The sequence below is a fragment of the Micromonospora arborensis genome, assembly GCF_003205615.1.
Lineage (GTDB): Bacteria > Actinomycetota > Actinomycetes > Mycobacteriales > Micromonosporaceae > Micromonospora > Micromonospora arborensis.
In genome coordinates this window covers 149,970-171,344 of sequence record NZ_PYBV01000027.1, presented here as the reverse complement: position 1 = coordinate 171,344, position 21,375 = coordinate 149,970, and the positions used below count along the sequence as shown (strand labels likewise).

At 70.7% G+C, this 21,375-nt stretch carries 19 protein-coding genes, 4 tRNA genes and 2 pseudogenes; 14 read left to right on the top strand and 11 right to left on the bottom strand.

Features of this window, described 5'->3' with window-relative positions; all coding sequences use genetic code 11:
- Nucleotides 1-35: 35 nt before the first annotated feature.
- Genes C7C45_RS21495 through C7C45_RS21480 form a run of 4 tightly spaced genes read right to left on the bottom strand, consistent with a single transcriptional unit; the run spans nt 36 to nt 2,971 of the window.
- On the bottom strand, nt 36-1,118 hold the full coding sequence (locus tag C7C45_RS21495) for a hypothetical protein (RefSeq protein ID WP_110565479.1): 1,083 nt from the start codon (nt 1,116-1,118) through the stop codon (nt 36-38).
- Entirely contained in the window at nt 1,115-1,831 is a 717-nt protein-coding gene (locus C7C45_RS21490; protein ID WP_110565478.1) for a DsbA family protein, read from the bottom strand. The genes C7C45_RS21495 and C7C45_RS21490 overlap by 4 nt, the downstream gene beginning before the upstream one ends.
- Complete coding sequence (locus C7C45_RS21485; RefSeq protein WP_110565477.1) at nt 1,824-2,348, bottom strand: MauE/DoxX family redox-associated membrane protein; 525 nt, start codon at nt 2,346-2,348, stop codon at nt 1,824-1,826. Before C7C45_RS21485 ends, C7C45_RS21490 begins: the two co-directional genes overlap by 8 nt.
- A 32-nt stretch (nt 2,349-2,380) precedes the next feature.
- Nucleotides 2,381-2,971 carry a sigma-70 family RNA polymerase sigma factor gene (locus C7C45_RS21480; RefSeq protein WP_110565476.1) on the bottom strand — a complete coding sequence of 197 codons (591 nt, stop codon included), beginning with the start codon at nt 2,969-2,971 and terminating at the stop codon, nt 2,381-2,383.
- Nucleotides 2,972-3,173: 202 nt separating this feature from the next.
- Here C7C45_RS21480 and C7C45_RS21475 point away from each other — a divergent pair, with 202 nt between their 5' ends.
- The 3 genes from C7C45_RS21475 (at nt 3,174) to C7C45_RS35875 (ending at nt 6,841) form a co-directional block, all read left to right on the top strand.
- On the top strand, nt 3,174-4,838 hold the full coding sequence (locus C7C45_RS21475) for a copper resistance CopC/CopD family protein (RefSeq protein WP_110565475.1): 1,665 nt from the start codon (nt 3,174-3,176) through the stop codon (nt 4,836-4,838).
- A 17-nt stretch (nt 4,839-4,855) separates the two neighbouring features.
- Nucleotides 4,856-5,599 (top strand): YcnI family copper-binding membrane protein, encoded by a 744-nt coding sequence (locus C7C45_RS21470; protein ID WP_110565474.1) that lies wholly within the window; start codon nt 4,856-4,858, stop codon nt 5,597-5,599.
- 150 nt (nt 5,600-5,749) lie between these two features.
- Entirely contained in the window at nt 5,750-6,841 is a 1,092-nt protein-coding gene (locus tag C7C45_RS35875; protein WP_425271155.1) for a hypothetical protein, read from the top strand.
- Between the two features lie 32 nt (nt 6,842-6,873).
- Here the strand turns inward: C7C45_RS35875 and C7C45_RS21460 are convergent, their stop codons facing one another.
- Nucleotides 6,874-8,181, bottom strand: a complete 1,308-nt coding sequence (locus tag C7C45_RS21460; RefSeq protein ID WP_110565473.1) for a glycosyltransferase family 87 protein — start codon at nt 8,179-8,181, stop codon at nt 6,874-6,876.
- 72 nt (nt 8,182-8,253) lie between these two features.
- Here C7C45_RS21460 and orn point away from each other — a divergent pair, with 72 nt between their 5' ends.
- Together orn and C7C45_RS21450 are read left to right on the top strand one after the other, a co-directional pair.
- On the top strand, nt 8,254-8,844 hold the full coding sequence (gene orn / locus C7C45_RS21455; RefSeq protein WP_110565472.1) for an oligoribonuclease: 591 nt from the start codon (nt 8,254-8,256) through the stop codon (nt 8,842-8,844).
- A gap of 111 nt (nt 8,845-8,955) precedes the next feature.
- Nucleotides 8,956-9,028: transfer RNA gene (locus C7C45_RS21450), tRNA-His, on the top strand.
- A 113-nt stretch (nt 9,029-9,141) separates the two neighbouring features.
- On the opposite strand, the gene C7C45_RS21445 is transcribed toward C7C45_RS21450, so the two are convergent.
- A complete protein-coding gene (locus C7C45_RS21445; RefSeq protein ID WP_110565471.1) occupies nt 9,142-10,431 on the bottom strand; it encodes a L,D-transpeptidase in 1,290 nt (429 codons plus the stop codon).
- Between the two features lie 249 nt (nt 10,432-10,680).
- Entirely contained in the window at nt 10,681-11,955 is a 1,275-nt protein-coding gene (locus tag C7C45_RS21440; RefSeq protein WP_110565470.1) for a L,D-transpeptidase, read from the bottom strand.
- Between the two features lie 188 nt (nt 11,956-12,143).
- Between C7C45_RS21440 and C7C45_RS21435 the strand changes: the two genes are divergently transcribed.
- A tRNA-Lys gene (locus tag C7C45_RS21435) sits at nt 12,144-12,219 on the top strand.
- 164 nt (nt 12,220-12,383) lie between these two features.
- Here C7C45_RS21435 and C7C45_RS21430 read toward each other — a convergent pair.
- Together C7C45_RS21430 and C7C45_RS21425 are read right to left on the bottom strand one after the other, a co-directional pair.
- A complete protein-coding gene (locus C7C45_RS21430; protein WP_110565469.1) occupies nt 12,384-13,064 on the bottom strand; it encodes a response regulator in 681 nt (226 codons plus the stop codon).
- On the bottom strand, nt 13,061-14,317 hold the full coding sequence (locus tag C7C45_RS21425; protein ID WP_146247365.1) for a sensor histidine kinase: 1,257 nt from the start codon (nt 14,315-14,317) through the stop codon (nt 13,061-13,063). Before C7C45_RS21425 ends, C7C45_RS21430 begins: the two co-directional genes overlap by 4 nt.
- A gap of 138 nt (nt 14,318-14,455) precedes the next feature.
- Between C7C45_RS21425 and C7C45_RS21420 the strand changes: the two genes are divergently transcribed.
- From C7C45_RS21420 to C7C45_RS21395, 7 genes and pseudogenes are all read left to right on the top strand, one after another.
- Entirely contained in the window at nt 14,456-15,706 is a 1,251-nt protein-coding gene (locus C7C45_RS21420; RefSeq protein ID WP_110565467.1) for a hypothetical protein, read from the top strand.
- Nucleotides 15,642-15,986 (top strand): annotated as a pseudogene (locus tag C7C45_RS35135) (class I SAM-dependent methyltransferase); the annotation flags it as partial. The gene C7C45_RS21420 and the pseudogene C7C45_RS35135, both read left to right, overlap by 65 nt.
- Before the next feature lie 381 nt (nt 15,987-16,367).
- Nucleotides 16,368-16,535 (top strand): annotated as a pseudogene (locus tag C7C45_RS35130) (kinase); the annotation flags it as partial.
- 29 nt (nt 16,536-16,564) lie between these two features.
- Nucleotides 16,565-17,506 (top strand): hypothetical protein, encoded by a 942-nt coding sequence (locus tag C7C45_RS21410; protein WP_146247364.1) that lies wholly within the window; start codon nt 16,565-16,567, stop codon nt 17,504-17,506.
- Complete coding sequence (locus C7C45_RS21405) at nt 17,503-19,200, top strand: peptidase M16 family protein (protein WP_110565532.1); 1,698 nt, start codon at nt 17,503-17,505, stop codon at nt 19,198-19,200. The genes C7C45_RS21410 and C7C45_RS21405 overlap by 4 nt, the downstream gene beginning before the upstream one ends.
- Before the next feature lie 330 nt (nt 19,201-19,530).
- Complete coding sequence (locus C7C45_RS21400) at nt 19,531-19,827, top strand: DUF6582 domain-containing protein (protein WP_110565464.1); 297 nt, start codon at nt 19,531-19,533, stop codon at nt 19,825-19,827.
- Between the two features lie 93 nt (nt 19,828-19,920).
- Nucleotides 19,921-19,996 (top strand) — tRNA-Lys (locus tag C7C45_RS21395).
- A gap of 68 nt (nt 19,997-20,064) precedes the next feature.
- Here C7C45_RS21395 and C7C45_RS21390 read toward each other — a convergent pair.
- Together C7C45_RS21390 and C7C45_RS21385 are read right to left on the bottom strand one after the other, a co-directional pair.
- Nucleotides 20,065-20,523, bottom strand: a complete 459-nt coding sequence (locus C7C45_RS21390) for a DUF3291 domain-containing protein (protein ID WP_110565463.1) — start codon at nt 20,521-20,523, stop codon at nt 20,065-20,067.
- A 21-nt stretch (nt 20,524-20,544) separates the two neighbouring features.
- On the bottom strand, nt 20,545-21,159 hold the full coding sequence (locus C7C45_RS21385; protein ID WP_110565462.1) for a helix-turn-helix transcriptional regulator: 615 nt from the start codon (nt 21,157-21,159) through the stop codon (nt 20,545-20,547).
- Between the two features lie 140 nt (nt 21,160-21,299).
- Between C7C45_RS21385 and C7C45_RS21380 the strand changes: the two genes are divergently transcribed.
- Nucleotides 21,300-21,375 (top strand) — tRNA-Lys (locus C7C45_RS21380).

Genomic DNA, 21,375 nt, shown 5'->3' with positions numbered 1-21,375 from the left:
GGCCGGTGGGGGCCGGTGGGGGCCGGTGGGGCGGGTCAGGTGCGGGTTGGGGTTGGGGTTGGGGTTTTGGCGGCCGCGTGGAGGCGGAGGACGCCTGCGGCTGTCGCTCCGGTGCCGGTGATCAACACCAGCGCGACCATGACCCGGGCGATCTCGGGTGACCAGGGCACCGGGGCGATGGACCGGGCGAACACGGCGGCGTTCGCCGCCCCGGCGAAGAGCGCCAGGCAGGCCCCGGCCAGCGCCACCGCGAAGTCGGCGGCCGGGCGGCGGGCCAGCGCGTACCACCCGGCGGCGATCGCGCCGACGCCGGTGAGCAGTGACCAGATCTGCCCGGACAGCAGCCCGAGCGCCACCGGGCCCAACCCCTGGGCGCCCGCGTCCAGCTCCCGCCCCACCGGGTACACGACGGCCACCACGCCGCCGGCGACCAGCAACGCGCCCAGCGCGGACAACGCGCGGGCACCAGCCGGTGCCGCGGCGGCGAGCAGGCCGAGCGCGCCCACCGCGAGCAGCCCCACGATGGTCACCGCCCACCAGGTGTACGCGTCCGGCGGCGGCACCCAGTCCAGCGTGCCGTTGATCATCACTGGGTCGGCACCGTCGCGTAGTGGGACCGCCCAGTCCCGGACCCGGTGCTCGCGGTTCGGCGCGGCGCGTACCTCCGCGGGTGGAGCCGACTCCTGCCACAGCGCGCGCTGGTCGTGCCAGCGCACGGTGGTCCCGTCGGCGATCCGCCGCCAGGTCGGCGGGGCGGCCGGGTCGGCCTCGGCCGGGAGCGCGGTGTCGCCGGCGATGGTGCGGTTCAGGTAGGTGGCGGGGGAGCGGCTGTTCTCGAAGACCCCGTCCGGGCCGACCCGCAGGTACGGCTCGCCGGAGTAGCCGATGACCTCGACGGCCCGGCCGGTGCGGTTGCTCAACTCGAGCCGGGCGCCCGCCTCGACGACGCGTACCGCCAACCCTGGCCGCGCCGGCGCGACCCCGGTCGCCCGGGTGCGGTAGTCGGTGCCGTCCGGTGCGTCCGCGCCGTGCGCGGCGGCGGGCGCCGCGGTGCTCAGGGTGACCACGCAGGCTGCGGCGGCGATCAGGCCGGCGCGGGCCAGCAGGGTACGGATCACTTGCCGGCCGCCGCCACGGCTGCGGTGAGAGCTTCCGGGGTGGGGTTGTCGAGCGGCTGACCGTTGACCATGACGGTCGGTGTGCCGGTGACGTTGCTCCGGCTGGCCTCGTCGGTGACGTGTTCGGTCCAGTTCTTGTACGTGCCGTCCTTGACGCAGCCGCCGAACGAGCCCCGGTCGAGGCCCACACCGGTGCCGATGTCGATCAGCTGGTCGTCGGGGAGCCCGGCGCTGCCCTCCGGCGGCTGCCTGTCGAAGAGCGCTTTCGCGTACTCGCGGAACTTGCCACCGGCAGCGGCGCAGCCGGAAGCGGCCGAGGAACGGGTGGAGTACTCGGTGGTGGAGAAGCGGTTGAGGTACGCGACCGGGTGGTAGACCACCTTCGCCTTGTTCTCGGCCACCAACTGTTCGAGGGTCGCCCCGGTGCTTCCCTCGAACTGCTTGCAGACCGGGCATTGGAAGTCTTCGTAGATGTCGACGGTGACCGGCCCACCACCGGTGACGATGCCGGTGCCGGCCGCGTTGGCGCCAGGCGGGGTGGTGAAGGTGTCGGAGCGCTGGTTGGACCAGACGGCCCAGCCGACGACACCGGCGATGATCAGGACGACGACCGCGGCGGCGGAGACCCAGATCGTGCGTCGGCGCCGCCGCTCGCGGGCGAGCTGCTCGCGGACCACCCGGGCGGCGTCCCGCTGCCCCTTACGACTACTCATCCTCGTCCTCCACAGCGGGTTCGCCGGACAACCAACCGTCCACCGATACCGGCGTACGCGGCCAGATCAGCAGAAATCCGGCTAATACCAAGAATCCCAGGTCCCGCAGGATCTCCGGGAGGTAACTGGGGGCCTGCCCCTCGGCCAACTGCCCGCCGCTGCCGAAGCAGCCGCAGTCGATGGCCAGCCCTCGCGCCCAGGCCGAGGCGATTCCCACGATGAAGACCACCAGCAGCGCGGCCGACACCCCGGCGACAAGCCGGGTGGCCAGCCCGAGCAGCAGCAGCACGCCCAGCGCCAGCTCGACGAAGGGCAGGGCTGCGCCGATCACCGTCGCCACGTCGTACGGCAGCACCTGGTACGCGTTGACGGCCCGCCCGGAGGCGGCGAGGTCACCGACCTTCGACGCGCCGGCGACGAGCCAGACGGCGGCGAGACCGAGTCGGGCCGCGGTGCCGAGCCAGGGCCGGACGACAGGCCAACGGCCGGCCCGGGTGGGAGGTGCAGTCACGCTCATTTGTCGTCCCGTCTCCGCCGGAAGTTCCGCGCTCAGCCGGTCAGGGCGTCGCCGACCGCCTCGACCAGCTCGTCTCGGGCCCGAGCGACCCGGGAACGGATGGTGCCCACCGGCACCCCTTCGACGGCGGCGGCCTCGGCGTACGACAGGCCGAGCAGTTGGGTCAGCACGAACGCGGCACGCCGCTCGGCGCTGAGCCTGCGGACCAGGTCCGCGGCGCCGAACTGGCCGGCCGGGTCCGGGTGCGGGCGGTCGGTGTACGCGTTCGCCGCCAGGCGCTCGTCGAGCCGGCGGCGGCGGATCACCGTGCGCAGGTGGTCCGCGCAGGCCCGCCGGGCGATGCCGAGCAGCCAGGTGCGGGCGCTCGATCGACCCTCGAACGCGGGCAGGGCCCGAAACGCCCGCAGGTACGTTTCCTGGGTCAGATCGTCGGCGCTGTCCGGGTCGACCAGGGCGGCGGCGAACCGCCAGACCTCGACCTGGGTCAGCCGGACGAACGCCGCCTGGGCGGTCGGGTCACCGTCACGCGCGGTCAACGCCCACTCGGTCGCCGGGTCCCGGGTGGCAGCGTCGGCCGGCTCTACCGGACCGGCGGCACCGGTGTCACGCGGGACAGGGATCACGACAAACCAGGTTACGCGTCGCCTGGCGGGGCGTCCGGGTCCTTCGGGCCTTGGATGGTCTGCGACACGTCGGGAACTTTTCCCCGAGGCGAGCCGACTACCTTCCCATGACACGCGATCCCTCACGCGCGGCACTGGCGGCTGAGCAGAGTTGAGCCGTTTGCCCGACTCGGGTCGCCGAGATCCACAGCGGTCGGCGACCATGGCTGGCATGACTGTCGCCCCCCGCCGCTGGCTCAGCAGGCTGGCTGCCGCCGCCGGCCTCCTGATCACCGTCGTTGCCTTGTTGATCGCGCCAGCCACCCCGGCCAGCGCCCACGCGGTGCTGGAGAGCAGCAGCCCGGCCGCCGCCGCGGTCGTGTCGAGCGGGCCGTCCGAGGTGGTCCTCACGTTCAGCGAAGCGGTCCGCAAGGTTCCCGGCAAGATCCGGGTCATCGCCCCGGACGGCTCCCGGGCCGACCGGGGCGAGCCGTCGTTCGCCGGCACGGCGGTGACCATTCCGGTGGACCCGGGCGGTGCGCGCGGCACCTACCTGGTCAGCTTCCGGGTGATCTCCGCCGACAGTCACCCGGTGTCCGGGGCGTTCACCTACTCGGTCGGCGCACCCTCGACGCCCCCCGTCGACGACGGCGCGGACAGCCGCGCCAACCCGGTGGTGGACACGGCGGTGAAGGTGGCCCGTTTCCTCGGCTACCTCGGCCTGGTGCTGCTGGTCGGGCCGGCGCTGGTGCTCGCCGCGCTGTGGCCACGACGGCTCTCCCGACGGGGACCGGCCCGGGTGGCCTGGGCCAGCCTCGGTCTGGTGGCCGTCGCCACCCTCGCCGACCTGTGGTTGCAGGTGCCCTACACGGCCGGCGGTGGTCTCTTCGAGGTCACCGGCGGGGGGTTCGGCAGCGTGTTCGGCAGCGCCTTCGGTGCCGCCCACCTGGTCCGGCTCGGCCTGCTGGCAGCCTCCGTCTTCCTGCTCCGGCCGCTGCTGGCCCGGCCTGTCGGCCGCGCTGACGCGATCATCCTGGCCGTGCTCGGCGGCGCGGCCCTGCTGACCTGGCCGCTGGCCGGGCACCCGGCGGCCTCCCCGGCGCCGGCGGTCTCCGTGGTGGTGGACGCGGTCCACCTGGGCAGCATGGCGGTCTGGCTGGGCGGCCTGCTCATGCTCGCCGGGTTCCTGCTGCGTCAGGCGGACGAGCGGGAGTTGGGCGCGATCCTGCCGATCTGGTCACGCTGGGCGGCGCTCGCCGTCTCGGCGCTGCTGCTGGCCGGCACCGTCCAGGCGTTGATCGAGGTGGCCACCCTCAAGGCGCTGTTCAACACCACCTACGGGCGGTTGCTGCTGGCCAAGATCGTGCTGTTCGCGCTGGTGATCGCCGTGGCCGCGTACTCCCGGCAGTTGGTGCGTCGGCGCATCGCGGCGCAGCGCCCGGCGCCGGTCCGCCGGGCGGTCTGGGTGGAGTTGGCCGTGACCGTGGTGGTGCTGGCCCTGTCCGCCACGCTCGTGCAGACCACGCCCGCCCGGACCGCCGTGGCCGGGCCGTCGGCCGCCGAGGCCGGCGAATTCAGCACCAGGCTGTCCAGCCCGCTCTATTCGCTGGAGGTCGAGCTGAGTCCGGCCGAGCGCGGCAACAACACGGTTCATCTGTACGCCTACGGCAAGGACAACCTGCCGCTGCCGGTCGTGGAGTGGAAGGCGACCGCCGCGCTGCCGTCGGCCGGGATCGAACCGATCGACGTCCCGCTGCTGCCGTTGACGGACAACCACGCCTACGGCGACATCAGCCTGCCGTCCGCTGGCGACTGGCAACTGAAGATCACCGCCCGCACGACCGACATCGACCAGGCCACGGTGACCGCCACCGTGCCCATCCGTTAGAGAGGCTCGCGAAAGCCATGACCCGATTCCGGCGTACCGCAACCGCCGCTGCCGCCCTGGCGTTCACCGCCGCCGCCACCGCTGTGCTCGGCTTCGCCGGACCGGCGTCCGCTCACGTCACGGTGAACCCGAAGGAGGCGACGCAGGGCGGCTACGCCCGGGTGGCGTTCCGGGTGCCCAACGAGAGTGACACCGCCTCGACCACCAAGCTGGAGGTGACGCTGCCGGCCGACGCCCCGCTCGGTTCGGTGTCGACCATGCCGGTGCCCGGCTGGACGGTTGCCACGGAGAAGCGCAAGGTGGACCCGCCGATCGAGGTGCATGGCAGCCAGCTCACCGAGGCGGTTTCCAAGATCACCTGGACGGCCACCGGCGACGCCGCGGTGAAGCCGGGCCAGTTCCAGGAGTTCCCCGTCTCGATGGGGCCGCTGCCGCAGGTCGACTCGATGGTCTTCAAGATCCTGCAGACCTACTCGGACGGCGAGATCTCGCGCTGGATCGACCCGCCGACGCCGGGTGCCGAGGAGCCGGAGCACCCGGCCCCGGTGCTCGCCCTGGCCGCCGCCGCGGCACCGGCTGGTTCGGCCGCGCCCACCGCTACCGGCACGGCCGTCGCGTCGTCCAAGGACGACGATGACGACGATGGCAACGGGCTCGCGGTCGGCCTGGGTGTGGCCGGTCTCGTCGCCGGTCTGGCCGGCCTGGTGCTGGGTGGGTTGGCGTTCGCCCGGAGCCGCCGAGAGCCGGTCGTCAAGGCCTGACCCCCGCCACACACGTTGGCCCGCCGGACCATCCGGCGGGCCAACGCGCTTTCCGCGGTCGGGGCTGACCGTGCCGTGGATATCCCCTGATCAGAGCGCCCACGTCGGTAAGGTCGGCCGGGTATCTGGCTACGGAAGGGGACGGTGCGAATGCGTTTCGTGCGGGCGATCGTCGGAGTACTGCTGTTGGTCGTAGGGATTCCGGCGCTGCTCGCCGGTGGCGCGTTGTGGTTGGTGACCCGACACGCCGACCCCGATGGGGCCTTCGCCGCCCGCTTCGAGACGATCCGCACGCCCGGTCACGCGGTCGTGGTCACCGACCTGGACCGGTTGCTGCGGCAGGCGGCGCCCTTCACGCGTACCGGCCAGACCCAGCTGCGACTGGACGCCCGCACCGCGGACGGCCCGGCCTTCCTCGGACTGGCGCCCACCGCCGAGGTGAGCCGCTGGCTGGAGTCGGTGCCACACGCCTCGGTGCGCCGGGTGACGCTGGCCCAGGGCCCGCTGCCGGTCCGGCTGGATCCGGTCGGTCCCACCGCCGGCGGCCCGGCTGGTCCGGCCGGACCAACCGCTGGCAGCCCGGCCGCCGCCGGGCCGGTCAGCCCGCTGGAACGGGCGTCCTGGACGCGCCAGGGGGTCGGCTCGCTTAAGTGGAGTGCGGACGACCTGGCCGGGGAGCCCATGAGCCTGGTGGTGATGCGCCCCGACGGCGGCGCCGACCTGGCCCTGGACCTGCGCGCCGAGTTGCGGGCAGGGTGGACCGGCCCGGCCACCTGGGGTCTGCTGGCCGCCGGCGTCCTGCTGGTGGTGTGTGCGCTGCTGCTCCTGCTCCGACCACTGCGTCCGCGCGAGGTGATCTTCGTGGTCGAGCCGGATCAGGTGCCGGTGCTCGCCGGGCGGCTCGGGGTCACCTCGCTGAGTGACCTGGGCGCGCGGGATCCCGGGTCGATCTCGCGGTTCCCGGCCGTACGACAGCTCACCTCGGTGGGCTCTGCGGCGGGGGAGCGGCCTCGGTCCGCGATCGGCGCCGAGCCGGGCCGGCCGACCACCCTCGCCGACCTGGACGCGCCGGTCCGGATGCCCCGAGCACCGGCGGCGACACTGAGTCTCGCCTGGCCCCCAGCCGGCGCGGAGACCACGGCCCGGCCGGTGGCGTTGGACGAAACGGCGAGCGGCCCTCCGCGCTGCCGACGCGGAGGGCCACCCTCACCGGGGGATCGGTGCTACCCGAGCGACGCTTGAGGTAGATGAGGCCAGATTAGCGCCGATGGCGGCTACTGGGGAGATCTGTCCATTTGGTGCGATTTTTCCTCAGGCTGCCTCGAGCGCAGCGGCCCCAGGCGCAGGCTGCCCGAGCGCACCGGCAGGGCCACCAGCAGCAGCACACTGAGCAGCACGTAGCCGTTGCGCAGGACGAAGGCCGCCGGGTTGTCGGTGCGGACCGGTTCCACGCCCCAGTCGTGGAACGTCACCATGCCGTAGATGATCAGCGCGGCGGTGCCCAGCGCCAGCCCGGCCAGCCACCGGCGTCGGCGTGCCTCGTCCGGGCGGTTGGCACTCAACGCCGCGTCCGCGAGCAGCACCACCGCCGGCACGAACCAGTAGATGTGGTGGGTCCAGGTGATCGGGCTCGCCAGGGCGCCGACCAGCCCGGTCAGCGTCAGACCCGTCAACAGGTCACCGGCCCGAGCCGCACGGGCGGCCCGCCACAGCCCGTAGACGGCGACCACGGCGACCAGCAGCAGCCAGAGCAGCCAGAGCAGTCGGTCCGGCTTCTCCGGTGCGGTGAACCGGCTGATCAGTCCGAACAGTGACTGGTTGCCGACGTAGTCGGTGCGCCCCACCCGGTCGGTGGCCCAGAGTTCGTGGGTCCAGAACCGCCACGAGTCACCCGGGGCGACCGCCGCCGCGAGCAGGGTCGCCGCCGCCGCGGTCACGCTCGCCACCGCCGCGGCCCGCCACCGCCGGGTGGCCAGCAGGTACACGATGAAGATGCCGGGGAAGAGCTTGAGCGCCGTCGCCAGCCCCACGCCCACCCCGGCCCAGCGCCGCGCCTGCGGCACCGCGTACAGCAGGTCACCCAGGATGAGTACGACCAGCAGCATGTTGATCTGGCCGAAGGTGATCGTCTCGCGGGTGCTCTCCACCGCCAGCACCAGCAGTACTGCGGCGACCAGGGTGAACGCTCGCGGCAGGTCGTGTCGGGCGATGATCGGTGTCACCAGCCATCGGGTGGTCAGCACCACGGCCAGCACGGTGAGCACCGTGAAGATCGCCACAGTGGCACCCAGCTTCAGCAGCCCGAACGGCCACAGCAGCAGCGCGCTGAATGGCGGGTAGGTGAAGTACAACTCGCCCTGCACCCGGTCGGGTTGGACGTAGTCGTAGAGCGGGTGGCCGGCACGCCACCAGTCCACCGCCGACATGTAGATCTTGAGGTCGAGGAACTTGTGGTTCAGGCCCGGTAGGTAGAGCGCTGGCAGCACAGCGATGAGGGCCACCACCGCGACCAGGCGACGGACCGTACGGCCGCCGGGGTCGTCGTCGGTGACGGCGGGCGGTGCGACGGGTTCTGCTGGCACCCCGAAACCCTAGCGGGCTGGTCCGCTGAGAGCGCGCAGCCGCGAGGTGTGGGCTGCGCGTAGGCTGTCCCGGTGGCTGATCTCCTCGTTTGGATCGACTGTGAGATGACCGGGTTGGACCTCAGCAGGGACAAGCTGATCGAGGTTGCGGCACTGGTCACCGATCCCGACCTCAACGTGCTGGGTGACGGGGTCGACGTGGTGATCCACGCCGATGAGGCGGCACTGGAGGGGATGCCCGAGATCGTCCAGACGATGCACGCCAAGTCCGGGCTCACCGAAGAGGTCCGTCGTTCGGCGGTCACCCTCGCCGAGGCGGAAGACCTGGTCCTGGAGTACGTCCGCACCTTCGTCAAGGACCCGCGCACGGCCCCGCTGTGTGGCAACTCGATCGCCACCGACCGGGGCTTCATCGCCCGGGACATGCCCCGCCTCGACGCGCACCTGCACTACCGGATGATCGACGTCTCGTCGATCAAGGAACTCTGCCGTCGCTGGTACCCCCGGGTGTACTTCGGCCAGCCGCAGAAGGGCCTCGCACACCGGGCGCTGGCCGACATCCAGGAGAGCATCCGGGAATTGGAGTACTACCGGCGCACACTCTTCGTCCCGCTGCCCGGCCCGGACGTCGAGACCGCCAAGGCGATCGCCGCCGAACTCTGACCCGGGCAGCCGTCACCGGGAGCAGGGAACCCGCTAGACGTGGTGCGCGGCGGTGTGGCTATTATTGGTCCGCACCCCGCCCGGGGCGATCGACCGGGCGACGGCGGCATGGTGGCTGTAGCTCAGTTGGCAGAGCACCGGGTTGTGGTCCCGGTTGTCGTGGGTTCAATTCCCATCAGTCACCCAGTTGGTCTCACGACTCAGGCCCCCTCTCCGGAGGGGGCCTGAGTCGTTTCAGGGGCGAGGTAGGGGCCTACGCGAAAGCCCCCTCCGAGGAGGGGGCTTTCGGAAGGTGGCTCAGGCGGTCGGGGTGGGCGTCGGCGTGGCGGCGCCGTCCGGGGCCGGGGTGGCGTCCGGGTCGGCCGGCGGCTCGTACGGGAGGGCGCTGCCCTTGACGTACTCGTCCCAGCTCATGTTCCAGTCGGTCCAGCCGTTGCCGTTCTGCAGCTTGCGCTCGGTGCCCTTGACCGTGATCGGGTCGCCGATCTGGGTGTTCTTGAACAGCCAGTCGCCGTTGGCCATCGACACGTTCACGCAACCGTGCGAGACGTTCACGCTGCCCTGCTGGCCCTCCGACCAGGGCGCCGCGTGGATGAACTCGCCGCCCCAGGTGAGTCGCTGCGCAAAGTCGATGTTGGTGCGGTAGCCCTCCTCGGGGCCCAACTCCTCCATCGTGTCGAACACGGTCTTGCGCAGCTTCTCGATGACCACCATCGTCCCGCTGGACGAGGGGGTGGACTTCTTGCCGAGACTGACCGGGATGGTCTTGACCACGGAGCCGTTACGGGTCACCGTCATCCGCTTGGTCTTGTTGTCCACCGTCATGATCAGCGAAGCGCCGATCTTGATGTCCACCGCGAGGTCGGCGCGGCCGTACCAACCCGCACCCATCGGCAGGCCACCGGCCTGCACCCGGTAGGAGATCTTGCTGTCGGCCTTCCAGAACTCCTTCGGCCGGTACCGGATCTCGGTCGGGCTGACCCAGTGCCAGATGCCCTCCTGGGCCGGTGTCGAGGTCACCGTCATCCGGCGCTGTACGTCGTCGCGGTAGTCCTCCGGAATGCCCCGGCTGAACTTCACGATCAGCGGCATTCCGACCCCGACCACCTGGTTGTCGCCGAGGAAGCTGCTCACCCGTACCTGATTGCCCGGCTTGGCCATGGTGGTGAAGGTGCTGGTCGCGGTGGCCGGGCGATCATCGTCGCCGGTGGCGGTCACGGTCGCCGTGTAGCTCGTGCCATACGCCAGCGCGCCGGCCGGCAACCAGGTCTTGCCATCCGTGGCGAGGGTGCCCTCGACCGCCTTGCCGGCCGCGTCCTTGAGCTCGACGGTGGTCTTCACGGCATCCTTCGTGGTGAAGGTGATGCCGGTGGACGCTGGCACGTCCTTGGCATCGGCCGCAGGCTCGCTGATGGTCGCCGCCGCCTTCGGCGGCGGGCTCTCATCGCCGCCGTGCCACGAGGACGGCTTGCCGCCGTCGCCGTTGGTACAGGCGGAGGTGAAGGCCAGCGCCACGGCGAGGAGGCCCGCCGCGAACACGCGCCGTCGCCCACCGGGCCTGATCAGCTGGTCCTGGCTAGCTCGCATGATTCCCTCACAGTCGTGGTCGCTGCCCCATCGTCTCCTACTGACGCGCCAGAGCCGGCCCCGGTTGCCGAGGGTGAACCGAAACACGCCGACCATCGTGCCGGAATTTTGCTACTATCCGGCGTTTCGTGAGCGTGGCTCGTCTCCGTACCGGGGCTGAGGGGTCGCCGCGGCATTGTCGCGTCGCGGGAGTGCAAGGGTACGCGCCGGCCCGGCCATCGGCAGGGCCGGCGCGAGGAGACCGACGGCTCAGAGCGCCGGGCCGGCCCCACCACTGGGCACCGGCAGCGCGCTGCCCTTGATGAACTGCGACCAGCTCAGGCTCCACGCCGTCCAGCCGTTGCCGGCGGCGAGCCGGCGCTCGGTGCCCTTGATCGTGATCGGGTCACCGATCCTCGTCTTGCCGAACAGCCACTTGGCGTTCGCCATGGACACGTTCACGCAGCCGTGCGAGACGTTCTGCCGGCCCTGCACGTGCTCCGACCAGGGTGCGGCGTGGATGTACTCGCCACCCCAGGTGAGCCGCTGGGCGAACTCGATGTCGGTGACGTAGCGGTTGGCCGGGTCCGGGTCGTCGCGGGTGTCGAAGGTCGTGGCTTCCTTCTTCTCCATCACGACCATCGTGCCGCTGGACGACGGTGTGCTCTTCTTGCCGAGGCTCACCGGAATGGTGCGTACCAGCGCGCCGTTCTCGAACACCGTCATCTTCTTGTTGGCGTTGTCGACCTTCATCACGAAGGACCGGCCGATCTTGGCGGTGGCCTTCCGGTCGACGTCGCCGTACTTGCCGTTGCTCAGCGGCATGCCAGCCAGCGCGATCCGCACCGTGATCGTGGTGCCGGGCTTCCAGTACTCGGGTGCCCGGTAGTAGGCCTGCGTGCCGTTGTCGACCCAGTGCCACGCCCCCGGCTGCGGCGGGTCGGTGCGGACGAACATCCGCTTCTGCACCGCCGCCCGGTCCTTCTTCGGGATCCCCGGGTGGAACTCGGTGACCACCGGCATGGCCACGCCGTAGCTCTTGTCGTCGAAGAGGTACAGGCCGGAACCAACAGTCGACTTCGGCTTGGCCATCGTGGTGAAGCTGCTGGTGCCCTGGCTGCTCGTGCCGTCGGCAGCGCTCGCCGTCACCGAGGCGGTGTAGCGGGTGCCGTACTTCAACGGGGCGGACGGCACCCAGGCGGAACCGTCGGTGCGCAGCTTGCCCTCCACCGCGCCCCCGCCGTCCGCCGTCAGGGTGACCGCGGAAACCTTCCCGCCGTCCGGAAGCTTCGCGCTGATCTCCGTGCTCACCGGCCGGTTGTTCGCGCCGTCGGCCGGGCTCAGGGTGAGCGGGGGCCCGCTCGGCGTGCTCGACCCGCCCGGTCCCGAGGGCGCGGACGCGTCTGGTGCGGCGCTCGCGTCTGACGACGACGCCCCGCCAACGAATTCCGGCTTCTTCTGCTTGTCGCCGCACCCGGTCAGTGCCAGCGACGCCACCAGAGTCAGAGCGCCCAGCACCGCCCCGGCTCGCGTGAACCGTGTCATCCCCACCTCTGTTCTCGCGTACCTGGCGGACATCGTGCCGTATCAACGCCGCAACTCACCCCCCTGTCCTGAGCGCGATGGTGGTTTTGTGCACTCTTGCCCGCAAAGCTCGACCGAAGGGTGGAGCCGGGTAACCGGATTGGAGCCCTCCTCGCAGGGGTGCTAGTGTTCTCTCCGTTGCCGAATGAGCGCCGCTAGCTCAACTGGCAGAGCAGCGGACTCTTAATCCGCGGGTTCGGGGTTCGAGTCCCTGGCGGCGCACCAACGAGCAAGGCCCCGACCTGGCAGAACTCTGCCGGTCGGGGCCTTTTTCGTGTACGTCGGTGGTGGGTGGTCGCTCGGTGGGTGCTCGGAAGCCGCACCTCTGGATGTCTTACGAAATCTCCCGGATCTGACTCCAGCCGGCCTTACAAAGTCACCCGCAAAAATCAGCGCTGCTCGCCTGATGCTCCTGGCGTCCGCGTCCGGGTGCGGGTCTCCCACGCCCAGTGGGCGATACCGACGCGATTTCGCACCTTCAGCTTGCGTTGGATGCTCGCGAGGTGCGTCTTGACGGTTCCGGGGGTGATGTACAGTTTGGCGCCGATCTCGGGGTTGGTCAGGCCGTCAGCCACCAGGAGGACGATTTCCCTCTCCCGGTCGGACAGTGGCGGCTCCGGCTTGCGGGCGGGCTCGACGGCGGTGCGGGAAAGCTCGCGCAGCAGCCGGACCGTCACGGTGGGGCTGATCAGCGCGTCGCCGGCCACCGCGGCACGGACTGCCTCGGTGAGCAGGGCGGGCCCGGCGTGTTTGACGAGGAATCCGCTGGCGCCGTGCCGGAGCGCGGTGTGCACGTACGCGTCGAGGTCGTAGGTGGTCACCACCACGACGCGAGCGGAAACCGGAGCATCAGCGGCGCAGAGTCTCCGCGTCAGTTCGAGTCCGTCCAGCCCCGGCATGCGAATGTCGGCGATGACGACGTCGGGACGCAGCCGCCGAGTCAGGGCCAGTGCCGTCTCACCGTCGGCGGCTTCGCCGACGACCTCGATGTCCGCGGCGGCAGTCAGGATGGTACGGAACCCGAAACGGACGGAATCCTGGTCATCGGCGACGAGCACGCGGATGGTCATGACGCGGTCCGCAGCACGTCGGCGGGCAGGGCGACGTGCAATTGCCATCCGGCCGGCGATCGGGGTCCGTAGTCGAGCGTGCCACCGAGCATCTCCACTCGCTCGGCCAGGCCGGCCAGCCCGGTGCCGCCGTGACGTCGCACGGGATCGCGTCGGCTCTGGAGCGGAACAGGGCTCTGGTGGTCGGCATCCGGTCCGGAACATCTGTTCGTGACGACCAGGGCGACGCCGCCGGCGCTGCGGTGCAGGCGGACGTCAACGGCCGCGCCGGGGCGGGCGTGGCGGCGCACGTTCGTGAGTGCTTCGACAACCACGCGGTAGACGGTCGTGCTTGCCTCGGGCAGCAACGAGGATTCGAGCCCTGGATCGAGGGCGACCGTGACGGGTCCGTCCCAGGCGGCCGCGTACCGCTGGATCAGCTCCGGCAACTCGGTGGCATCCGGCAGGGGCGTACGGGTCGCGCTGGCGGCGTCCTCGAGTTCCCGCAGCAGCCGGATGGTGCGATCCATGGCGTTCAGTGCTCGGGTGCCATCCGCCTCGATGGCCCCGAGTACGTCGGCGACGTCGGCGGCACGCTCGCTGAGCAGGATTCGCGCCGCCTGCGCCTGGATCACCATGGCGCTGACGTCATGGGCGACGAAATCGTGGAGATCGGTGGCGAGTTGGACGCGCTGCGCCCGGCGAGCCTGCGCAACCGCGCGTATCCGAGCCTCGTCGAGGCGGCGCAGGTACAAGCCGGCGGCAATGCCGGCGAAACCGGCCAGCGACCAGAAGACGCACACCGCGACACGGTCCCGCCACCCCAGCGCGGCGGCGCCGGTGATCGGAACGGCCAGGACACTCTCCGCGAGGATCGCCACGGCGACCGTCAGGGTAGAGACCCGTGACGTCGCCGTCCGGCACAACAGTGCGAGGTCGACGATCAGGACTGCGGTGGTCAGCAGGGGCCAGGGCCCTGCGGGCATAGGAGCGCCCACGTGGTGCCACAGCCCCGTCGCGCCGAGCGACAACAGGGACACCACGCCGGTGCTCACGCCGATCAGCCGGCGGGTGCGCGGCCACATCGCCGCGTGCCCAGCGAGCGTCGCGGCGGCCAACGCGGCGGCGAGCGCGAACGGCGGGTGGCTGCGCGATCCCCATACGCCGGCCGGCACGACGACACCGAGGCAGGCGCCGAGCGCCACGGTCGCCCGCACCGTACGTCCACGGAAATGCCGCCCGGAACGGGCTCCCGGCGCGTTCAGCGAGATCACGGGCCCACCGTAGCCGCGCCGCGCCGACAACCGGTATCTACCGATCGGCAGATGGTGACCGGCTCCTGAACCTGGAGATCCTGGCGTCATCACGCCGGCCGCGAGAAGCGTGGCCGGCTCACCCAGGGGAGGGCAACGATGAACGAGGCACCGACGGACGACGCCCCGGCATTACGGCACCATCGATACGTCGCCGGCTGGCCGGAGGTCGGTGTCCTGGTCGGCTCCCTACTGCTGATCGGTGTCGGGTTCCTGTGGTGGCTACGCCCGAGCAGCTACCCGTTCGGCCCGCAGGACCGGTTCGCGGACCTGTCCCTGATGACCTACGTACCTGCGGATACGGCTGTGGTGCTCGCCCTGACAGCCGGCGCCGTCGGAGTGGCGCTGGCCGGTCTGCTGCTCGACGGCCGGACGGGCGCACCGATCCGGGTCGGCGGGATCGCGGTGGCGGCCGTCGCGGCGCTCGTACTCGGCTTTCTGGTACCCGACATCCAGGTTCTCACCATCACTGGGTACCTGATGACTCTGGCAGTGCCGGCCGCGATCGTCGCCGCGCTGACCACGCGTCTGGTCAGGCGCGCGAGCCCACACCACGGCAGCGCGGCGGGCGCCGCTGGGATAGCCGTCGGAGCGGCGGCCTTCGTCACTCTGCTGCTGTGGCTGAACTACATCGCACGCGACGCCGAGCCCATCGGATACCGGCCGCTGGTCGTGTTCGGCTCCCTGGCGATCGGCGCCTGCTGGGCCGTGGTGCTGGTACGCCTCCTGCGGCACCATCGGCGCCACTGCCAATCCTGCGGACGGCCGGGAGCCCTGTGGACGACACCGGCCTCCGCGTCATCGTGGGGTCGCATCCTGACCTGGTCCGCCGCGCTGTGCCCACTGCCGTACGTGGTGACCCGGCTGAGTTGGCTGACGCCCTGGCCCATCGGTGAAAGCGCCGAGACCCTCGCCGAACACCCCGGTCTACGCATCTTCGGACTGGCCCTCGCGGTCGCCGGCGAGGGTGGTACCTGGCTGACCCTCGGATTGATCCGGCCCCGTGGCGAGGTCTTCCCACGCTCGCTGCCCTTTCTCGGGGGTCGGCCGGTACCCGTCTACGCCGCGGTCGTGCCGGGACTGATCGTGTCCCTCATGATGTGCATAGCCGGTCATTCGCTGGTACAACAATCCTTCGGGGCCGGCACCGACCTCTCGGACCATCTCCTGGTCCTGCTGATGCCCTTCCCGCTCTGGGGGCCGCTGCTCGCCGCAGCCACCCTCGCCTACTGGTACCGGCGACGCCCCGAATGCCGCGTCGTGGGCTGCCGGCGACTATCCGGCCATGGCACGGCGGCTGATGCCGGTCGCCGAAGCGGTGGTGGCAGCCGCCGCGATACGGCCGGATGACCGGGTGCTCGATGTGGCCACCGGTACGGGCGACGCGGCGATTCTGGCCGCACGGTGCGGGGCCCGTACCGTCGGGGTGGATCTGGAGCCCGCGCTGTTGGAATTGGCCCGGCGTCGAGCCGTGGATGACGGCCTGGCGGTCGATTGGCGGGTCGGCGATGCGAGCCGGCTACCGCTTCGAGACGACTCGGCCGACGTGGTCCTATCCGTGTTCGGCGTGATCTACGCGAATGACCACGAGGCGGCGGCCCGAGAGCTGAGTCGGGTGGGTGCCCCATCGGGCCGGGTCTCGCTGGCTGCTTGGACACCGGGCAGCCTATTGCCGGCCATGGGGCAGGTCCTCGGCGAATATCTGCCGCCGCCTCCGGCCGCAGGCGCCCCACCGAGCCGGTGGGGCGACCGCAAGTCGGTCGGACGGCTCCTGGCAGCCGCCGACCTGCGGATCACATCGGCGGTCGTTCACCGGTTGGGCTTGAGCTTCGCCAACGCCGACGCGGCGACCAGCCTGCTCATCGACACCGCAGGGCACGTCGTCGGCGAACGGGATCGGCTCGTGGCGCAGTGCCGGTGGGAGGCATTACGCGCGGACCTGCGCTCGTTCGTCGACGACCGTGGGGTAGCCGACGGCGGTCGTTTCCGGCTGGAGCTCGAATACCTGCTCAGCCGCTACCGGAGCATGCTGACGGGCCTGCGAGATGGTCATCGGGGGCGGTCGCTTTTCTGCTACCTCGACGTGTCCCTGCCCGAAACCCTGCGCCGGCACCTCGCGCGCCCCCGGTCCCGATCGTCCCGTAGCCCGCCTCGCTGCAGTGAATTTGGGTACCACGACGGGGATGTTGATCTCGTAGGATGCCGGCCATGATCGCCTCGCCGACTGCCCTCACGACGGACCCGGCCGTTGCCAACCCGGAGCTGGTGCCGCTGCGTGAGGCGGTGCGCGCAGGTGATTGGCCCGCCGTACAGGACCAGCTCGCCGCCTGGGTGGGTGACGCCCGAACCCGGGCGATCTTCACCGTGTCACAGAAGGCCCCGACCGGTTTCCTGGAGTCCGTCCTCAGGGCCAACCCGGCGGACACCGCCGCAGCGGCGATGCTCGCTGATCGGCTCACCGAGAAGGCGTGGGCGGTACGAACCCGCAAGATGGCACGGGACGTCAGTCCTGAGCAGTTCAAGCGGTTCCACGAGATGCTCGCCGAGGCGGAACGGGTAACGGCGGACTCCGTGGCGCACGACGGCAGCGACCCGGCGGTGTGGACGGTGCGGCTCATGATCGCCCGCGGCCTTGAGATGGGGGAGGCGGAGACCCGGAGGCGGTACGAGCAGGTCGCCGCGCGGGACCCACACCACCTGTCGGCGCAGAGCCAGCTGCTTCAGCAACTCTGCCCGAAATGGGGTGGGTCGGTCGAGGCCATGCACGAATTTGCCCGGCAGTGCGCCGCAGCGGCGCCCGACGGTGCCCACAACGCCGTCCTGATCGCGGAAGCGCACCTCGAGCACGCGTTGTCGCCGTCCGGAGGCGGGCAGGCGTACCTCAGACGGCGTGAGGTGGTAGCCGAACTCCAGGAGGCGTTGGGGCGCACCGTGCTCCACCCGGCCTTCCAGCGCACCGCAGGATGGGTTGGCGTCTACCACTCGTTCGCCCTGCTGTTCGGTCTGATCGGTGACCGCAAGACCGCTCGGCCGCTGTTCGAGGCGACCGGGAACCTGGTCAGCGAGTCGCCCTGGAGATATTTCGGCGACCCGGTCGACGTCTTCCAGGAGCACCGCGCCCGGGCATTGCGGAAGTGGCGGTTGTGGTGATCGAGCGGACCGAGGTGGACGGCGTCCCCACCGTCGTCGCCCCCACGAGCGGCCCCGCCCGGGCCGGCCTGCTGTTCCGGGTCGGCCAAGCTGACGAGACGCTCGCCAGACGAGGCATCACCCACCTGCTCGAACATCTGGCACTGCACCCGCTCGGCCAGGCGGATTACCACTACAACGGCTCGACGGGGAACGTCGTCACCCACTTCCACCTCCAGGGCCCGGTCGATTCCGTCACCGACTTCCTCGCCAGCGTCTGCCGGTCCCTGCAGAACATCGACGACGCGCGGATCGCGATCGAGAAGTCCATCGTGTCGACCGAGGAGAGCGGTCGTGTCACAGGTCCTCTCGATGAGATGCCGCTGTGGCGCTACGGAGCCCGTGACCACGGCCTGGTCAGCTTTCCCCAATGGGGCCTGCACAACGTCACCGCGGGCGATCTGCGGGAGTGGGCTGCTCGGTACTTCACCAGGGGTAACGCCGTCCTGTGGTTCGCCGGCGCGGAGCCTCCCTCGGGGCTGAAACTCGACCTGCCGGATGGTGCCCGCCGTCCCGTACCCTCGCCGTCGTCGGCGCTGCCCAGCACGCCGGCGTTCTTCGCGGGCAGCTCACACGCGACGGCGCTCGACGCGGTGGTCCGCGATGGCGCGGCCGGCAGGGTGCTCGCCGGGGTGCTGGAGCGCCGGCTCTTCCGCGCGCTACGTCAGGAAGCCGGCCTGTCGTATACGGCTGCCACCAACTACGACTCACGTGGCGACGGATTCGCCGTGCTCAGCGCCCTCGCGGACGCGCTGCCCGGCAAGCAGGACGCCGTGCTCGGCGGCTTCCTGGACGTCTTGGCCGCCCTGCGGGTGGGCCGGATCGACGACGACGACATCGCGTCGGTGGTGAATCGGGCGACGGCCGCTCTCGAGGGTGACGACGCCGACGCTGCCCGCCTTCCCAGCGTCGCGTTCCAACTGCTGACCGACCAGCCGGTCCTGGACCGCGACCAGCTCGTCCGCGAGCTGAAAGCGGTCGACGCCGCGGCGGTCAGGGAGGCGGCTGCCGAGGCACTGGCGTCGGCGTTGCTCATGACGCCCCTCGGGACCACGGCCGAGTGGGCCGGTTTCACGGCTGCACCGACCGGGTCCGCCGCCGCGCCGGCACCCGCCGCCGGCGACAAGCACCACGCCTCTGGCGCCGATCCCGAGGAACGACTCACGGTGGGATTAGAGCACGTCAGCCGGGTGCATCCGGACCGGCGAGCGACGACGGTACGGTTCGACAACTGCGTCGCGCTGCTCGCCTATCCCGATGGCGGGCGCCTGATGGTCGGCAACGACGCCGTGTCGGTACGCATCGAGCCGACGATCTATCTCGGCGTGGATACCGCAGCCATCGATGCTCGGGTCCCCGCTGAGCGGCGAGTCGCCATGCCCGCTCGGGAACCGGGTCAGATTCCTCAGCCGCGACGGCCGGGGGCGATGGGGACCCAGGCACCTCTCGTGCGGGCACGACAGTTGGACGTCAAGCAGAAGGTGACCCTCGGCGTCTTCGCCGTCCTCACCGTGGTGATGGGTGGCGTGGCCCTGGCCGTGTCGATCGCCATGGCCGTCGGGGCTATGCCGCTGCGCCCGCTCCCCGCTATCGGTGCCTGGATTGCCGCTGGCTATTTCGCTCGCAAGCTTCGTACGCAATGGACCGATGCATGATTCATCGGCATTCCTAGGAGCCAGGCCCCGCGGATCTCCGGGTTGCGGACCACCGCCGGCCATGCGCCCCGCGTGAGTCCAGCTCTGTGGGCCGTGGCGTCATCGATCGGCGTACGTCCATGGTTGCGCGGATCAGTGGACGCCTGACGTACGACACGAGGAGAGCCGCATGCGGAGCTGGCGCCTCCGGCTACGGGCTGTCGTACACCCGTTTTCGGTACGGCCAGCCCCGCACCCGCTGCCCAGACCGCGAAGGTCGCGTGGTTGTGCTGGGCGTGCCGGCGAATGACAGGCGGGTGAGACCGGACAACAAGTGGGTAATGGTGGGTGATGAAGTCAACCTGGAAGCCCCACGAGAAGCACGGCGGCCTGTCGGACAAGGACAAGCGCGAGCTGCCGGAGAGCGTCTTCGCGTTCCCCGACAAACGCAAGGAGCCGATGACCGATGCGGGTCACGTCCGCAATGCCATCGCCCGCTTCGATCAGGTGCAGGGCGTCACCGACAAGGACCGCGACCTGGCCTTCCAGAACATCCTGGCCGCTGCGGCTCATTACGGCGTCGATGTCGCGGAGACGAACTGGCACCAACTCGGTCGATTGCCGCACACGCCGAACCCCGCTCACTGAGCGAATCACACCGGGGCCCCGACCCGGTTCGGTCCCTGGACGGGTCCGAGAGCCAAATCGGAGACGTGTTAGCGTGCTCGTCGTTGTCAGCGAGCGCCGCTAGCTCAACTGGCAGAGCAGCGGACTCTTAATCCGCGGGTTCGGGGTTCGAGTCCCTGGCGGCGCACCAACGATCAAGGCCCCGACCTGGCAGAACTCTGCCGGTCGGGGCCTTTTTCGCGTCCCGGTCCGCTGCTGTCAGCCGGCGAGCACGCCGGGAGCGGGGTACGGCTCGCGAAGCGTGAACGCCGCTGCCGAGGGGCCGTCGCGGCCCAATAGGTCGAGTCGCTCGGCAGCCTCGCCGAGGGTCGGCAGGACGTCGGCGGGGAGCCACCACAGCACCAGGTGCGGCCCGTCGAGGGGGACGAACCACTCCCGGCGCCGACGCATCGGCTCCAGGTGCACCGTCCGGTACACGAAGGCGTGTAGCGATTCGACCGACTGCCACACCGTCAGGTTGACGATGACGTCCGTTCCGAAGGGCCGCAGCGCGGTCGCGTCGCCGGCCTCGTCCTGGAGTCGCCAGACGAAGCCGGGCGAGTCATCGGCGAGGCCGTTGATCTCGGGCAGCCGGGCGACGAAGTCGGCAAGCTCGGGGCTGTCGAGCGGGGCGCGCAGCCGGGCGATGTTCAGTTGCGCGAGGTGATGTTCGGCCATGTGGCCAAACTACTGTCTATGTCAAGCTTCATTGTCTTTAGAGCGGATCGCCACGCAGCACCCGGTCGGCCCCGGGTCGAGCCGCACGACATGACCCTCACCCAGCACGCCTTCAAGCAACGCAAGATTCAACCCGCAGACCAGCCCGGCATGGGACTGGGCCACCGCGTCGAACGGGCAGTTGCGTAGCCGGATCGTCCGGTCGGCGTCCTCGAACGGCTCGTAGCCCAGCTCCACCAGGCGCGGCATTGCCGCACCCCCGGCGAGCTTCGCGCCCTGCTCACGGGCAGCCGCGTAGGCCGCCGGCTCCGCGCCGACCCGCTCGATCGCGCTCGCCAACATGCCGGCCAGCAGCCGGTAGTCGCGCGGCGGCAGCACGACTGCGTGCTCCACGGACGACCGGCGGTACAGCTTCGCCGGCCGCCCGGCCCCCGGCCCGCCGGCGCGCGCTGCGAAGGTCACCTCCAACAGGCCGACCGAGGCCAGCTTGTCCAGATGAAACGCTGCGAGGGTACGACCGATGGCCACCGCCTCGCCCACCTCGTTGCGGCTCACCGGCTCCGCTCGCGCGACCACATACTCGTACACCGTCCGGCGAACCTGCTCCCGCAGTGCACCGATCGCCTCCAACGACATGGCTTCGACGCTACCCGCCGGATGGTCCTCCGCCCCCGAGCGAGCCAGCCCCGCCGCCGCGTCCAGGCGGCGTGGCCTGATCTCGTCCCGTTGTCGGGAGGTGGGAAGCGACCCGGTATGGTGCTCACCGTTGTCAGCGAGCGCCGCTAGCTCAACTGGCAGAGCAGCGGACTCTTAATCCGCGGGTTCGGGGTTCGAGTCCCTGGCGGCGCACCA

Coding starts and splice junctions, on each gene's coding strand:
- C7C45_RS35875 (WP_425271155.1), top strand. CDS start 5,750: ATGCGTTTCGTGCGGGCGATCGTCGGAGTACTGCTGTTGGTCGTAGGG.
- C7C45_RS21385 (WP_110565462.1), bottom strand. CDS start 21,159: ATGTCGTTGGAGGCGATCGGTGCACTGCGGGAGCAGGTTCGCCGGACG.
- C7C45_RS21390 (WP_110565463.1), bottom strand. CDS start 20,523: ATGGCCGAACATCACCTCGCGCAACTGAACATCGCCCGGCTGCGCGCC.
- C7C45_RS21430 (WP_110565469.1), bottom strand. CDS start 13,064: ATGACCATCCGCGTGCTCGTCGCCGATGACCAGGATTCCGTCCGTTTC.
- C7C45_RS21420 (WP_110565467.1), top strand. CDS start 14,456: ATGAACGAGGCACCGACGGACGACGCCCCGGCATTACGGCACCATCGA.
- C7C45_RS21485 (WP_110565477.1), bottom strand. CDS start 2,348: ATGAGCGTGACTGCACCTCCCACCCGGGCCGGCCGTTGGCCTGTCGTC.
- C7C45_RS21410 (WP_146247364.1), top strand. CDS start 16,565: ATGATCGCCTCGCCGACTGCCCTCACGACGGACCCGGCCGTTGCCAAC.
- C7C45_RS21445 (WP_110565471.1), bottom strand. CDS start 10,431: ATGCGAGCTAGCCAGGACCAGCTGATCAGGCCCGGTGGGCGACGGCGC.
- C7C45_RS21470 (WP_110565474.1), top strand. CDS start 4,856: ATGACCCGATTCCGGCGTACCGCAACCGCCGCTGCCGCCCTGGCGTTC.
- C7C45_RS21475 (WP_110565475.1), top strand. CDS start 3,174: ATGGCTGGCATGACTGTCGCCCCCCGCCGCTGGCTCAGCAGGCTGGCT.
- C7C45_RS21440 (WP_110565470.1), bottom strand. CDS start 11,955: ATGACACGGTTCACGCGAGCCGGGGCGGTGCTGGGCGCTCTGACTCTG.
- C7C45_RS21490 (WP_110565478.1), bottom strand. CDS start 1,831: ATGAGTAGTCGTAAGGGGCAGCGGGACGCCGCCCGGGTGGTCCGCGAG.
- C7C45_RS21400 (WP_110565464.1), top strand. CDS start 19,531: ATGAAGTCAACCTGGAAGCCCCACGAGAAGCACGGCGGCCTGTCGGAC.